This is a genomic window from Paraburkholderia sp. JPY419 (assembly GCF_050435705.1).
Taxonomy (GTDB): domain Bacteria; phylum Pseudomonadota; class Gammaproteobacteria; order Burkholderiales; family Burkholderiaceae; genus Paraburkholderia; species Paraburkholderia youngii.
This window is the reverse complement of the sequence record NZ_JBNDKV010000003.1, coordinates 1-13312: the sequence shown is the minus strand read 5'-3', so window position 1 is coordinate 13312 and position 13312 is coordinate 1. Positions and strand designations below refer to the sequence as shown.

Sequence of the window (13312 nt, the reverse complement as noted above, 5' to 3'; positions counted from 1 at the left end):
CGGTGGTCACGCGAGAACGGTTGAGCTTTCCAGCAAATTGACACCTATCAACAGGAGACAATGATGCTGAGTCCTCATGAGTTCGCAACCTTGATGCTGGTCAAGGACGCTCCCGATCAACTCGGGCTGGATCGTGCAGATCTGGATATTTTGCTCGAACACCAACTTGTTGCATTGGAAACACTCCCATCCGGCCAGCAACGCCCCCTGATAACCCGCGACGGCGTTTCTGTACTCAAAGCTGTCACGCGGTTCAGCTGATGCCTTCCGTTAGCGGATCGTTGTCTGCCCCATAAAATCCAGCGCCCATCTGCGCCCGGCAAGCAATGAAGTTCCTTATCATCGGAATAAGTGAGCCGGGAATACAATCAGTACTACTATGAATCATACTGATGGGTGCAATACGCTGTTCGCATTGCACCCACCAGCCCATCCACACGACCACCGCGCGCCCCATTTCTATCCGATTGATCGGAAAGGCGCCGGCCAATTTTTGGGAGGTTCGCAATGAATCCATCAACCCCGGAGCAGCTTGCTGCAGCCCAGAAGGCCCACCTTGACACCGCTTACGGGCTAGCCACCAAGGTAGTTGAAGGGGTGGAACGGCTGACCGAACTGAATCTGAAAACGATCCAGTCGACGTTGGCGGAAGCCCAGCAAAACGCACTGAAGGCCTTCTCCATCCAGGATCCGCAAGCATGGCTCGCGCTACAAGCCGCTTTCGTTGCGCCGACGGCAGAAAAAGTGCAGTTGTACAGCCGTCAGCTGTTCGAGATTGTGTCAGCCACCCAGGGCAGATTCGCGCAGGTCGCGCAGGCGCAATACGAAGCGTACAACCTCCGGGTACAAACGCTCGTCGAGGCCGTTGCCAGAAGCGCACCAGCGGGTTCCGAAGCCGCCATCGCCGGATGGAAGTCGGCGATTGGCGCCACCCATACGCTGATCGAAACCCTGCAGAAAACCAGCCAGCAGGCGGTGCAGGTTGCCGAAAGCAGCCTTAACGCCGCCGCGACCGCCGCATCGAAGACTGCCCGGCGCACTGCCGAGCAAGCGTCGGCGAGCGCCAGGCGATAACCGCCGACGCGGGCCTGACGCCCCCGTCGGTCAGTTGCAGCATACAAAGGATTCCTGTTGATAGCGGCATGTCTGAACGGCCATCGGGCGGACTTCCGAGTTCTGCATGAGCGAGGATCGCCTCCCTTTTACCGGAGACAAGTGAAATGACGAAGCAGGTTGCCCTGGTCACAGGCGGAATGGGAGGACTCGGTGAGGCGATCAGCATCAGACTGCACGACGCCGGCTATGCCGTCGTGGTCACCTGCTCGCCACAGAATACTGGCACGGACCGGTGGCTGGCCCGCATGGAAGCCGACGGGCGGCGGTTCCGCGCTTATCCCGTCGATGTCGCCGCCTACGACTCGTGCCAGCAATGTGCGGAACGGATCAATGCAGAGGTCGGCCCGGTCGACATCCTGATCAATAATGCCGGCATCACACGGGATGCCAGCTTCAAAAAACTCGACAGAGTCAATTGGGATGCGGTGATCCGCACCAATCTCGACTCGGTGTTCAACATGACGAAACCGTGGTGCGACGGCATGGTTGAACGAGGCTGGGGCCGCATCATCAACGTGTCGTCAATCATTGGCTGCAAGGGCGGGTTCGGTCAGGCGAACTATGCCGCCGCCAAAGCCGGCATGCACGGCTTCACGAAGTCACTGGCGCTCGAGGTGGCGAAGAAAGGCGCCACCGTCAATACGATCTCGCCCGGTTACTGACGGGTGCATCAAATAGTGCGCACTTGATCAGGCGGCGTACCGGACATGTTTTTCCTTGAACAGGTTGCGGATCACGTGCGGCTCCTTCTGTCGACGATGCAGATGCCGGTGGACAGTGCCGATCATTTCCGCCTTGCTGGTCGGTCGGCTCTTGCCGAGCGCATTGGTTTTCACATCCTGATTCAGGAGTTCGTCCGGGTTCAGCTCGGGACAATACTCCGGCAGCCGGATCAGGCGCAGACGTTCGGCGTTATCGGCGACGAACTGCCTGACGGCAACCGATCGGTGCACTGGGTGTCCATCGACGATCAGGTAGATCTTGCGCATGGCCTGCCTGAGCATGCGTTTCATGAATTCGTCGCGTTCCTGAAGGTTCCCTCGATCACCGCATCGTTGCGCTCGTACGCTCGCCGCCAGGCCTCTGGGCACTCATGCCCCATGCCTTCAGGTATCGGCCGGCCGTCCACGCCGACACCGTGATGCCATACTCCCGCTCGATCAGTCGCGCCACCGACTCGCGCGTCCACAGGTAAAACGGCAGCGCCAGTTGATCCGGCAGCCGCTCGATGATCAACCTGCGGATTCTCACAGCCTGTCGGTGATTCAACCGACCACTTCCCGGCAGGCGGCCTCGCTTGCCAGGTCGCAGCGCCCGCAGGCCGCCGTCGCGCGCCAGCTTCATCCATTTGCTTACTGCTCGCAGGCTCACCCCGTAGGTTTTCGCCGCCGCAATCTGCGTCATGCCGTCACGCACGGCCTGCACCACCATTTTTCTCAGGTGCGCCTGCGTGGCGCCGTCCAATTTGCGGGCATCAGTTTTCGTCTTTATGCCCATATAACGCATAACGCACCATTTGGTGCACTCGTCAGGGCTCTGTCAGGTTGGCCGATGTAATCGGTCTTTGTGGCATACGAGTAGTTATCCTTATTAGTTAGCCCTGTCTGCGGCCGCAGTGACAGTCCAATCATGCCACGTCGCGAAACGTTTCTGGAGAGCGGTCCGATGACATGCCGCGTTCATCTGGTGTCTGGGCAACGCGAAGTGCTGCCGGATCGGGCCGAAGCATGAGAGAAACGCGTGCGTGCGACGCGCTTCGCGAAAGCCGCACATCTGGCGCTCCCGCCTGCGGGGGTCGGCTGGTGGCTGTTCTCGGCACGGTTGTTCACCCGTGCAGCCGCTTTAACGAAGACGTGCTTCACATGCACGAGCTCGGGAATGTCAGCCTTCGCCGCCGCATAGCTGCGCAGCTGGTCGGTCACGATCTTGCGCGGCACCGGGTTTGAACGCAGCACCCTGAGGAAGGAGCGCTTTGCCGCTGCCTTGTCGCGCCGCTTTTGCACCAGCACGTCCAGTTCGGCACCATGCTCATCGACGGCTCGCCACAACAGATACGGCTCGCCGCGCAGCGTCACGAACATCTCGTCGAGGTGCCACGTACTGCCCGGCTTGCGCCGCGCGGCCTTGGCGCACTGGGCGAATCTGGCGCCAAACTTCTCGCACCAGCAACGGATCGTCTCATACGTGACTACAACACCACGCTCGAGCAGCAACTCCTCAACGTCGCGCAAGCTCAGGCTGAACCGGAAATACCAGCGAACCGCGCAGCTGATGACGACGGCAGGGAAGCGGTGGCCGCGATAAAGCGGTTTTGTCTTCTTCATCACCTCATTCTACCGCCCCCTCTCCATCAACCTGACAGAGCCGGGAAAAGTCCTCCAGATGCTGTCCTTAATGTATGCCCGGCTTGGGAAACTGCTATGGCGATAGTCAGTCAGATACCTCTTGTACCTGCGCCAATGCTACGCCTGATTCGTCTCGGTGAATCGACGCGCGAAGCGTTGCCTGCCAATGTTCGCAGCCCGTAAGCCGCCAGGCGCGGTCGCCAGAATCGCGATCCGAGACTTCCACGTCCTGTGTCGAACTTCCGTAATCGGGTCGGCTTCGGCCGAGCGCATCGGGCAGCAGTCGACCGAGGGCGTGTGAAAACGCGAATCCACTCGGTTTTCGGGTGTCGCTTTACCCTTCCCAAGGCGCTACGAAGCCAATACAACGCGATCTGGAGGGTCGAGATTTTCAAACACTGCATTCGGCAGGCGTTTTCACACGCCCTCGACCCACAAGAGCCGATCACACGAAATTAGCGAAGGGCATCTTTCGAGCGACTAGCGGCGTTAGCCTCTCCGTTTCGACCTGCCGACACACTTAGCTATAAAGAACAAACGCGCGCGACCCAACGACCCAATAGGACCGCTCTCACTATTGTCGAACGCTTACGGCGACAGAACCAAGTAAAACCCTTCGCTGTTCACTTGCCGTTGCCGCAGTTATCATCACTTCGGCACGGGGGATGTTCGCAACCAGCATAAGAGACGGAATAAACGCACGTAGTGCCGAGCAGAAAGGCCATCGCTAATATCAGAGCTTTCACGTTCTTTCTCCGGGAAGAATTTCGTTGACTATAGACGATATTCTTACCCGCGAATACCAAGACGCGTGCCGGAAACGAAAAAACTGAATCTAACTCCAAGCCACACGTTATATATCTCGCTAATTAATTCCCGCCCCGTTCAATTTCCAATATCTATTTCATACCCGCGAAGCAGGCTGTATAGATTTTTTCGGGCCCTCCACAATTTAGATGCCGAGTGTTAGGAACCGAACAGAGTAAGTGATTTTTTTACTCGCCGGCAAGATCTATCATTAATTTGGTTAGGGCTCGCGGCGCGGCGGCGACGCAAGGAAATCTTTGGGGGGGACCATGTCCAAAGAGTACGTCGGCATCCTAATAGCAGTCGCGCATCAATTGCGCAGAAGATTTTTTGGCGTATCGGTAGCTGCCCTCTTTTGGGTGCTAGCTTTCAATCCTGCCATTGCCAAGCCGAACGTTGGAAAGCCGCCTCCGAATTGTGCGTCATTTCAGCACGACTGGACACCGATTGAACGCAAAGTTTGGCAGTTGCTTTGTGCAAAAGGAAGCGCGTCGTCATCGTCTTTCGCGCACACGCCGCACATTGGCGCAAATTTCATTCGGATGATACTTACCGAGGAACCATACGCCACTCGAATCGACTCAGCCGGGCTGCGAATGGACGGCATTGTTATCTCAGGACCCTTAAAGCTGACGGGTGCCGTCATAATTCCGCCGATTTTTTTCACAAACTGCCTATTTCAAAACATTGTCGATTTAAGTGACTCAAGCTTTCGAGGAACAGTATCATTCGCGGGCACCTATCTTTTAGGGGGTATTGCGGCGCGTAGAGCAGAGTTTGCTGGATCCCTGATATTAGGTTCGGTAGATCAGGATAGCCTGAATATAGAGAGACCTCCGACGAATAACGTCGCAATAGCGTTCATTGACGCGGCATCGACACGTGTCGATGGCAATCTTTCAATAATGAGTGCATCCCTAGGCGGCGCTATAAACATTCCCTATTCGACGATAAAAGGCATGCTTGATATAGAGTCGGTCATCGGCTACGGACTAAGCGCAAGTGCAAGCAAAATCGACGGTCAAGTGGAAATCGTCGGATCCGACTTTTCCCCTAACATGAAAACCATTGATGGCAAATACGTTCCCAGCTACGTTTATATGTTCGAAGTGAAGGCCGGAGAAGGAATGTACTTTGATCGATCCACTTTTGATCATCTTTATCTGAAAGGTGCCTCAGTTTCGGGCGCAGTGGAGCTTCTCGGAACTTCGGTGCATTCTCTCGATCTCAGCGATGCTTCAATTGGCGGAGACCTGAACATCGGCTACCACAATCGTTCATTTAACGTCACATCCTGGACTGGCGAATCTGAACTGATACTCACTCGCGCGAACTTGAGCGCGATAAAGGCGCCCAAAAATGTACTCTACTGGCCCAAACATATTGACTTCTCCGGGTTCACGCTTGGCGCCTACCTCGTTGATTTTCTTGTACCCTCAAATCGACTGGGCCGCATGGGAGGGGGCACGCGTGAAGAAGTAGAGACATCACGCGTCACCGCTGGACCGATCGGCTTAGATTGCAAGGCCCGTTTCGATTGCCCGATGAAAGCGGACGCCTCTCGCTGGTCCGCGAATCAGGACTCCCGTGACTTTTTCCCGGAGTGGCTTGCAAGACTACCAGACGCAGGTTTCGCGCCGCAGCCATATAGACAGGTAGCCGCAGCGCTTGAAGCGGTGGGCGAGCACGATGCCGCAATGGAAGTAGGATACGCTGGTCGAGATCGGGAATTTCGGAAAGCATGTAAATCCGGAGACATCTTTCGCTGCGCGCTGCTTGGGTTTTCAAAGGCTACAATTGGTTACGGGTACCATATTGGGCGCGCCTTCGTTTTGAGTTTTCTGTTCATTATTTTGGGGGCTGTAATTTTTAGAAGAACCCCGGAGGCAGCGGAGGCTAACATGCCGATCGGTCTAACTTACAGTTTTGATTTATTCCTACCCTTGATAAAACTAAAAGAAAGCAATTATAAAATCGAGATAAAAAATAACGTGCGGTATTACTTCTACTTCCATAAACTCGCGGGTTGGTTTCTCGGTTCGTTCGTCGTGGCCGGGCTATCTGGCCTTACTCAATAGAAAGCTAGGCATACCAAAAATTTATGGGAAAACGCACGTCATTTGGGCTCGGATGCAAATAGAGGGTTGGCCGGGATTCGTTAAAAATCCGCCACACCTAAGCTTAATCACGTGATTTTAATGAGAAATCTACGGTTGGCTCGATCCGGCACTGTCACGTTGGCGAGGTAGTCACGTAAGATGTCACGATGAAGAAAAGAAAATCGCTTTATCATGGCCACCGGTTCCCGGCGGCAATCATTAGTCTCGCGGTTCGGTGGTAGTTGCGGTTCCAACTTGGCCTGCGTGATATTGAAGAACTGCTGTTCGAGCGCGGTGTCGTTGTCAGTTACGAGACGATCCGCTGCTCGCCGCAAACCTGGCCGCACATGGCATCTTGACGAAGTCTTCGTTACGTTGCGCGGTGAGCCTTATCTGCTCTGGCGGGCAGTCGACCAGCACGGCGCCGAACTCGACATCCTGCTGCAGAAACGTCGCGACAAGGCCGCAGCAAAGCGCTTCTTCAACCGCGTGCTGGCCGCCTGTGCCGACGCGCCAGGAAGGATTGTCACCGATCAGCTTCGCAGCTACCCGGCAGCCAAGGCCGACATCCCCGAACTGGCGAACGTCAAGCATGTGTTCGTCAAGGCTGCGGCCCGGGTGAACAACCGGGCAGAGAATAGTCATCAGCCTACGCGTGAACGTGAGCGGCGCATGCGCGGATTTCGTGACCCGAAGCGCACGCAGGCTTTTCTCTCCAGCTTCGGCCTGATCCGGCAGCACTTCGCGCTCAAGCGACACCTGCTACGTGCTTCGCTCTATCGCAAACAACTCGCATCCCGATTCGCTGCGTGGCGCGAATTCACCGGCATCGCTCAAAATCCGTCGACTGTCTCCTGAGCGATTGGCTCTTCGCCGTAGTCCGAGCCACTGCCGACAAGTTGATCATCATTGAAAGGCCTCCTGGCCGCCCCAGAAAGGGGGCGGCCAGGGTCTAGAGTTGAGATGCAGCCCTCAACCGACCCTTTCAGGGGAGAGGGTAGCCACGTTTCCTCTCGAAAGCGCGGCCCCCGAAGAACGCAGCATGCGACTTTCATCGCACTGCGCTCGCGCACAGCATTAAGCGTCGCACGGACGCCGGTCTCGAAAGCTGCACGAGCCCTTCGCAAGCATCACATTGTTGATTCGCCTCATCGCCGAGACGAAGGGCGCTGAACCGTAACGATATCGGTCTCTCACAAGCTTCCCTCCAGTGAATCTCTAACATGGACCTGCGACAACTGCACCACGCGGAAGTCTGCACCCTTTCAGGTCGAGGCAAATCTTGAACCCCTATGTGGCCGACTACAGGTCACCATTCGCTTTCTCCGCGTTCTCTTACCCGCTTCTCCGACAGTTTCCCTCGCGAGTCACCTGCTACCGGTCCGATGCCCTGAACTGACAGCGAAGAATCGGGCTTACCACGTTCCCAATCTTGCCGACGCAACTAAGATACCCATGCGCCTGTCCGTTTAGCGTCCGCTTCTCCCCCGGTAGCGCTCGCGACGACGTGCCCCGATTCAGCAGCAAGGCAACCGGCTACCTACCTTTTTGGTTTGAGCCTCCCAGCAGCTTTGGCTCGTCACTTCTTACGAGGGTTGTACAGCGATTCACTTAGGTTACGCCTGCGGAACTTGCCTTGCCCCTACACCGCACGGCTGCTGGCAGTGTCGATTCCTACCGTGTCGCCACGGTGAACCGTCTTCTGAAGGGTACGTTGTCTCCGGAGCTTCGAACCCGATCGTTACCAATCGCGCACGTCCAGATAGGCAACTGCTGGTCGTACAGCAGGTCACAGCTCAGTCGGTGTTTCGACACCGAGTGTGACAAGGCAAGAAAGAGCTTTGCCGTCTACTACGTTCGCCGATTTACGTCCGGCGGACGGCGACACGTGTCGCACGCTGAAATGAAGTATAGCGGCATCGATCTGCACTCGAACAACGCCGTAGTCGCCGTCATTGACGACCAGGACCGGGTGCTGTACTGCAAGCGGCTCACCAATGAGCTCCAACTCATAGTGTCCGCGCTGGGGCCCTATCGGGATGAACTGCAGGGAGTAGTCGTGGAATCAACGTTCAACTGGTACTGGCTTGTCGACGGACTGATGGCCGCCGGTTTTGCCGTACATCTGGCCAATACTGCAGCGATCAGGCAGTACGAGGGCCTGAAGTACTCTGGTGACGAACACGACGCCGTATTCCTTGCCCATATTTTTCGGCTTGGACTACTGCCCGAAGGCTACATTTATCCGTCGCACGAACGCGCGTTGCGCGACCTGGCACGCAAGCGCATGCAGCTTGTCCAGCAACGCACCCTGAACATCCTGAGTATCGAAAGCCTGCTCGCCAGCCAGCTCAATCTACGCATCAATGGAGAACACGTGCAGCGTCTCGACGACGACGCGGTGAGAGCACTCGCGTTGCCGCCGCACGTCGAGCGCGCGTTGATGGCCAACCTTGCCGTGCTCCATACGCTGTGCGCAGAGATTGAGGCGCTTGAGGCCATTCTCCACAAGGAAGTCAAGCTGCGCCCACAGTTCGACATCCTCAAGAGCACCCCCGGCATCGGCAACATCCTGGCGGCCACCATCATGCTTGAAACCGGCACCATCGCACGCTTTGCCAGCGTCGGCCATTTCAGTTCCTATTGCCGCTGCGTGGACAGCAAGCGCATCTCCAACGGCAAGAAAAAGGGCGAAGGCAATGCACGCAACGGTAACCGTTACCTTGCCTGGGCATTCGTCGAGGCCGCCGCTGGAGCGTTGCGCTGCTGCCCACAGGCCAAGCGTTTCTATGCTCGCAAAAAAGTCAAAACGCCTGCCCGTCGTGGCCATGAAGGCGCTCGCACACAAGCTCGCGCGCGCCGCTTATTACATGATGCGGGAGGGCAAACCCTTTGACCTCAACCGGTGTTTCAGCTGACCTTGGCGGGGGGTGACGAGCCCGGCGGCATTGTTGGCATCAAACCAGCAAGTTGATTGGGACACACCCCCGGCCATCCCCGATGCAGCGTAACGACTGAGACGCCCAGACCATGAGCCCGAGCAAGCCTGGTGCCCACACAGGTAACCATATTGTTGTCTCACCCCATGGACATTGGCCTGGTACCGACGGCTTTCTGGGGCTCCACGTGAGCCAGGGGCGAAGACCAGAACACCGGCACTCGCCTTGAACCCGATGGGTGACTGGTGCGGATCAGTTCCGCAACCAGATGAACGAAATACCGGATGCGCCGCGACGCTTCGCACGGGATCAGCGACCGCTTCGCAACAACGCAAGGCCGCGCCTTGTGCGTAGTGCTGTACCGCTTTCCAACGGCCTTTCAACGGGTGACAATACCCGAGGAAGTGGATGTGCCGCCACGCCACCGGAGAAATCTTCTTCAGCATCGCGAGCGCCTTCTCATTTCCCAGTGCCTGCTGACTCATTTCCTTCACGCTGAGTGGCGCGATGATCTGTTCGAAGACACACGGATCGTCGCAGATGGCGGGCAAGTCGACCTGTCCAGCGGGTTTGATCAGGAAATTGTCGTCCTGCTCAATGTCGTCGCCGCAAAACAGATGTTTTAGCTGTGCTTGCAGGTTGGTGAAGCGCGGCGCAAAGTCCATCTCGAACCAGTACATGGCCGCGAAATTCATCTTGTTGATGCTGTGCATGTCTCCGGTGATAATCGTCGGCGCGATATCGGTCGTGTTGTGGTAACAGAGGTCGAAGACGTAATGGCTTTCGTGCTCGTGCGCACCGATGAGGTTGGTGAGAGTGCCAACGTAATTGGTGAGCCGTATCTGCTGTGGCGCGCGGTCGATGAGCATGGCACTGAACTCGACGTTCTGGTGCAAAAACGACGCGACAAGGCCGCAGCCAAGCGCTTCTTCCAGCGAGTGCTGCGATCAAACCGGTGCCGCGCAGGATCGTCACTGACCAGCTACGCAGCTATCCGGCAGCGAAGTCCGAGATTCCAGAGCTCGCTCACGTGAAGCACGTTTTCGTCAAGGCGGTTGCGCGCGTGAATAACCGCGCCGAGAATAGCCACCAGCCGACCCGCAGACGCGAACGCCAGATGCTCCGCTTTCGCGATGCGCGTCGCGCTCAGGCGTTTCTCTCACGGTTCGGCCCGATCCGGCAGCACTTTGCTTTACCCAGACATCGAATGAAGCGGCAAGTCACCGTGCCGCACTCCAGGAACCCTTCGCCACATGGTACGGTTGGATTGGAACTGCCTCAAACGGTAAGGCTATTTAATAGGGATAACTACCGTTACCAATACCGGTACGCGTACAGTCTACATTCGTTAACTTGACAAAGCCGTATCTACAGGCCCGCGAACGAAATCCGCGGCGCTGGTCCGGCGCGACCCGGACCTGGACGCCTGTCGGCGCAGTAACACTGAATCCCGAGCGCGACTGCATCGTTAAAACACATACGCACTCGACTGATATAGAGCCATTGGCCGCATGACCGAGGCGACAACTTGCTTGACTCGCGCCGACGGGGAACCGGCGCCACGCAAGGCCCACTTCGTCGGAGTCGATCGTCGAACCGGGGAAGTCTCAACATTTGTGCAATTTCGTACCAACTTTTCTTCGTTTGACAGACGCCATCTACGGACGTTTAACAGCCATGGTCAAAGCTGTGCGCAAGTTCGGCGTAAGCTCGACATCACCGCTGCTGACGGAATTCAGCGTTTCACGGACCAAGTCCGGATAGGCACCTCTGGAAAACTGGCCGATAGCGATATTCGCAGCTTCCCCCGGGGAATTCAGCCGAAAGAGTTTTTGTACAGCGAGTGCACGTATCAACTCACTATCGTGGCCGTCCGCTATCTGGTTCAATGTCTGCACGGCCTCACTTCTTAAGTTTGCGGCATCGAGAGTGCTTGGTTCCTCAAGAGTGCCGATGAGATTCAGTCGCGCGACAGCGGTCCTCTCATCGGTCGTGGCATCGCTCCTCAAATCGCTCAGCGCCTTACTGAAGACCTGTTGAGGCGTTTGACTTGGCATGTTGAAGTAAGTCTCATACATCTCGGCATATTTGGATTCGTTTCTGCCCTCCCAAATGGCATTTGCTTCTTGCAAGACTATGTCTCTGCCAATTGCAGAATCAACTAGGATGGATCGAAGAATGTCTCGCTCCATGCCCTGTTCGGCAGGCATGTCGTGATAGAACTGAGTCACAAGCTTTGCGACCTCGGGGTCATTTTCCAAAGCAATCTGCAGCCGAGCCCGAAACTCATCCAGCTCATTCTGAGACATGTTGCCGCGATTCACGATCTTCTGAAAGATCGCACGAAGGCTCGCGTCAATTTGTACGGTTTTGTTGCAGTAAGGCCCACGTTAAAATTGGGTAGGAATTTTTGAACTGTGCGATGAAGAAGACGAAGACACCGCGAACCACACTCGCGCCGGGCCTGGCCAAGGTCCTGAAGCGCCTTCACTACCCGCTTGAAGTGATTTTGCTGTGCGTGCGATGGTACGTGGCCTATTCGCTGAGTTTGCGCAATCTTGCGGAAATGATGGACGAGCGTGGTATCGCGGTGGATCATTCGACGGTGTACCGCTGGGTCATCAAACTGCTGCCGCTCTTCCAAAGGAGCTTCCACAAGCACAAGCGTCCGGTTGGGAAAAGCTGGCGAATGGACGAGAGCTATATCAAAATCAAAGGCGAGTGGAAATATCTTTACCGGGCAGTGGACAAGGCGGGCGACACGGTCGACTTCCTGCTCAGGGCCAGGCGGGACAAGGTCGCTGCCCGGCGGTTCTTTGAAAAGGCGATCGCCCATAATGGTACGCCAGAGACCGTGACCATCGACAAAAGCGGCTCCAATCTGGCCGCACTGGATGCGGTGAATGCCGATCGCGAGACGCCGATCAAGGTCCGTCAGATCAAGTACCTGAACAACATTGTTGAACAGGACCATCGGGCTATCAAACGCCGGACCCGGCCGATGCTGGAATTCAAGAACTTCCACCGTGCGAGGGTCATTCTCGGCGGCATCGAGGTAATGCACATGATCAGGAAGGGACAGATGAAATGTGCGGGCAAAGACCCGTCGTCTGCTTCCCGGCAGTTTTACTCCCTTGCGTCATAAGCAATACTTACCAGATCGACATTTCTCGTCCCGACACCCTTACTGCAACAGAACCCTTGCTGTCCACGCAGCGGCAATAGGAGCTGAAATGGCCGACACTGGCAAAGCGCGCGATGGTGCCGGTTTCGAGCATGATGGTGGCCGCCAGGATGTCGCCGATTCCCGGCGCACTCTTGAGGATGTCGAACTGCGGGCGCAGCTTGACTTCCTTGTGGAGAATGGCCTCAAGCGCCTGAATCTCTGCGCACAGCGTATGGAGCACGGCAAGGTTGGCCATCAACGCGCGCTCGACGTGCGGCGGCAACGCGAGTGCTCTCACCGCGTCGTCGTCGAGACGCTGCACGTGTTCTCCATTGATGCGTAGATTGAGCTGGCTGGCGAGCAGGCTTTCGATACTCAGGATGTTCAGGGTGCGTTGCTGGACAAGCTGCATGCGCTTACGTGCCAGGTCGCGCAACGCGCGTTCGTGCGACGGATAAATGTAGCCTTCGGGCAGTAGTCCAAGCCGAAAAATATGGGCAAGGAATACGGCGTCGTGTTCGTCACCAGAGTACTTCAGGCCCTCGTACTGCCTGATCGCTGCAGTATTGGCCAGATGTACGGCAAAACCGGCGGCCATCAGTCCGTCGACAAGCCAGTACCAGTTGAACGTTGATTCCACGACTACTCCCTGCAGTTCATCCCGATAGGGCCCCAGCGCGGACACTATGAGTTGGAGCTCATTGGTGAGCCGCTTGCAGTACAGCACCCGGTCCTGGTCGTCAATGACGGCGACTACGGCGTTGTTCGAGTGCAGATCGATGCCGCTATACTTCATTTCAGCGTGCGACACGTGTCGCCGTCCGCCGGACGTAAATCGGC

The 13312-nt window shown here is 56.6% G+C and carries 10 protein-coding genes and 4 pseudogenes; 8 read left to right on the top strand and 6 right to left on the bottom strand.

Translation table 11 applies throughout. The features are described 5' to 3' along the window. Nucleotides 1–63 precede the first annotated feature (63 nt). From QFZ91_RS23615 to QFZ91_RS23605, 3 genes and pseudogenes are all read left to right on the top strand, one after another. Nucleotides 64–261 (top strand): hypothetical protein, encoded by a 198-nt coding sequence (locus QFZ91_RS23615; protein ID WP_176369994.1) that lies wholly within the window; start codon nt 64–66, stop codon nt 259–261. A 246-nt stretch (nt 262–507) separates the two neighbouring features. Beyond that, a complete protein-coding gene (gene phaP, locus QFZ91_RS23610; RefSeq protein WP_429557367.1) occupies nt 508–1074 on the top strand; it encodes a TIGR01841 family phasin in 567 nt (188 codons plus the stop codon). 146 nt (nt 1075–1220) lie between these two features. Then, a pseudogene (locus tag QFZ91_RS23605) lies at nt 1221–1775 on the top strand (SDR family NAD(P)-dependent oxidoreductase); the annotation flags it as partial. Nucleotides 1776–1805: 30 nt separating this feature from the next. Here the strand turns inward: QFZ91_RS23605 and QFZ91_RS23600 are convergent. From QFZ91_RS23600 to QFZ91_RS23590, 3 genes and pseudogenes are all read right to left on the bottom strand, one after another. After that, a complete protein-coding gene (locus tag QFZ91_RS23600; RefSeq protein ID WP_429568697.1) occupies nt 1806–2129 on the bottom strand; it encodes a transposase in 324 nt (107 codons plus the stop codon). A 31-nt stretch (nt 2130–2160) separates the two neighbouring features. After that, the gene (locus tag QFZ91_RS23595; RefSeq protein WP_429568696.1) at nt 2161–2622 is read right to left on the bottom strand and encodes a winged helix-turn-helix domain-containing protein; all 462 of its coding nucleotides are present in this window, start codon (nt 2620–2622) and stop codon (nt 2161–2163) included. Between the two features lie 84 nt (nt 2623–2706). After that, a pseudogene (locus tag QFZ91_RS23590) lies at nt 2707–3440 on the bottom strand (IS6 family transposase). A 1097-nt stretch (nt 3441–4537) separates the two neighbouring features. On the opposite strand from QFZ91_RS23590, the gene QFZ91_RS23585 reads away from it, so the two are divergent. From QFZ91_RS23585 to QFZ91_RS23575, 3 genes and pseudogenes are all read left to right on the top strand, one after another. Beyond that, nucleotides 4538–6346, top strand: a complete 1809-nt coding sequence (locus QFZ91_RS23585) for a hypothetical protein (RefSeq protein WP_429568695.1) — start codon at nt 4538–4540, stop codon at nt 6344–6346. A 188-nt stretch (nt 6347–6534) separates the two neighbouring features. Continuing rightward, nucleotides 6535–7225, top strand: a pseudogene (locus QFZ91_RS23580) (IS6 family transposase). A gap of 1030 nt (nt 7226–8255) precedes the next feature. Beyond that, a complete protein-coding gene (locus QFZ91_RS23575; RefSeq protein ID WP_429568694.1) occupies nt 8256–9263 on the top strand; it encodes an IS110 family transposase in 1008 nt (335 codons plus the stop codon). Here QFZ91_RS23575 and QFZ91_RS23570 read toward each other — a convergent pair. Continuing rightward, nucleotides 9234–10175, bottom strand: a complete 942-nt coding sequence (locus tag QFZ91_RS23570) for a Tn3 family transposase (protein ID WP_429568693.1) — start codon at nt 10173–10175, stop codon at nt 9234–9236. The genes QFZ91_RS23575 and QFZ91_RS23570 overlap by 30 nt on opposite strands. Between QFZ91_RS23570 and QFZ91_RS23565 the strand changes: the two are divergent. Next, nucleotides 10137–10605, top strand: a pseudogene (locus QFZ91_RS23565) (DDE-type integrase/transposase/recombinase); the annotation flags it as partial. The gene QFZ91_RS23570 and the pseudogene QFZ91_RS23565 sit on opposite strands and share 39 nt — an antisense overlap. A 359-nt stretch (nt 10606–10964) precedes the next feature. Here the strand turns inward: QFZ91_RS23565 and QFZ91_RS23560 are convergent. Then, nucleotides 10965–11615, bottom strand: coding sequence for a hypothetical protein (locus tag QFZ91_RS23560; protein ID WP_429568692.1), 651 nt, complete (start codon nt 11613–11615; stop codon nt 10965–10967). Nucleotides 11616–11728: 113 nt separating this feature from the next. On the opposite strand from QFZ91_RS23560, the gene QFZ91_RS23555 reads away from it, so the two are divergent. Further along, on the top strand, nt 11729–12451 hold the full coding sequence (locus QFZ91_RS23555) for an IS6 family transposase (protein ID WP_429568691.1): 723 nt from the start codon (nt 11729–11731) through the stop codon (nt 12449–12451). A gap of 7 nt (nt 12452–12458) precedes the next feature. Here the strand turns inward: QFZ91_RS23555 and QFZ91_RS23550 are convergent. Next, the coding region (locus QFZ91_RS23550) for an IS110 family transposase (protein WP_429568690.1) at nt 12459–13312 on the bottom strand (854 nt) is incomplete at its 5' end.

Excerpts from the sequence above, each read along its gene's own strand:
- QFZ91_RS23560 (WP_429568692.1), bottom strand. The coding sequence starts at position 11,615 with ATGTCTCAGAATGAGCTGGATGAGTTTCGGGCTCGGCTGCAGATTGCT.
- phaP (WP_429557367.1), top strand. The coding sequence starts at position 508 with ATGAATCCATCAACCCCGGAGCAGCTTGCTGCAGCCCAGAAGGCCCAC.
- QFZ91_RS23585 (WP_429568695.1), top strand. The coding sequence starts at position 4,538 with ATGTCCAAAGAGTACGTCGGCATCCTAATAGCAGTCGCGCATCAATTG.
- QFZ91_RS23570 (WP_429568693.1), bottom strand. The coding sequence starts at position 10,175 with ATGCTCATCGACCGCGCGCCACAGCAGATACGGCTCACCAATTACGTT.
- QFZ91_RS23615 (WP_176369994.1), top strand. The coding sequence starts at position 64 with ATGCTGAGTCCTCATGAGTTCGCAACCTTGATGCTGGTCAAGGACGCT.
- QFZ91_RS23595 (WP_429568696.1), bottom strand. The coding sequence starts at position 2,622 with ATGCGTTATATGGGCATAAAGACGAAAACTGATGCCCGCAAATTGGAC.
- QFZ91_RS23600 (WP_429568697.1), bottom strand. The coding sequence starts at position 2,129 with ATGAAACGCATGCTCAGGCAGGCCATGCGCAAGATCTACCTGATCGTC.
- QFZ91_RS23555 (WP_429568691.1), top strand. The coding sequence starts at position 11,729 with ATGAAGAAGACGAAGACACCGCGAACCACACTCGCGCCGGGCCTGGCC.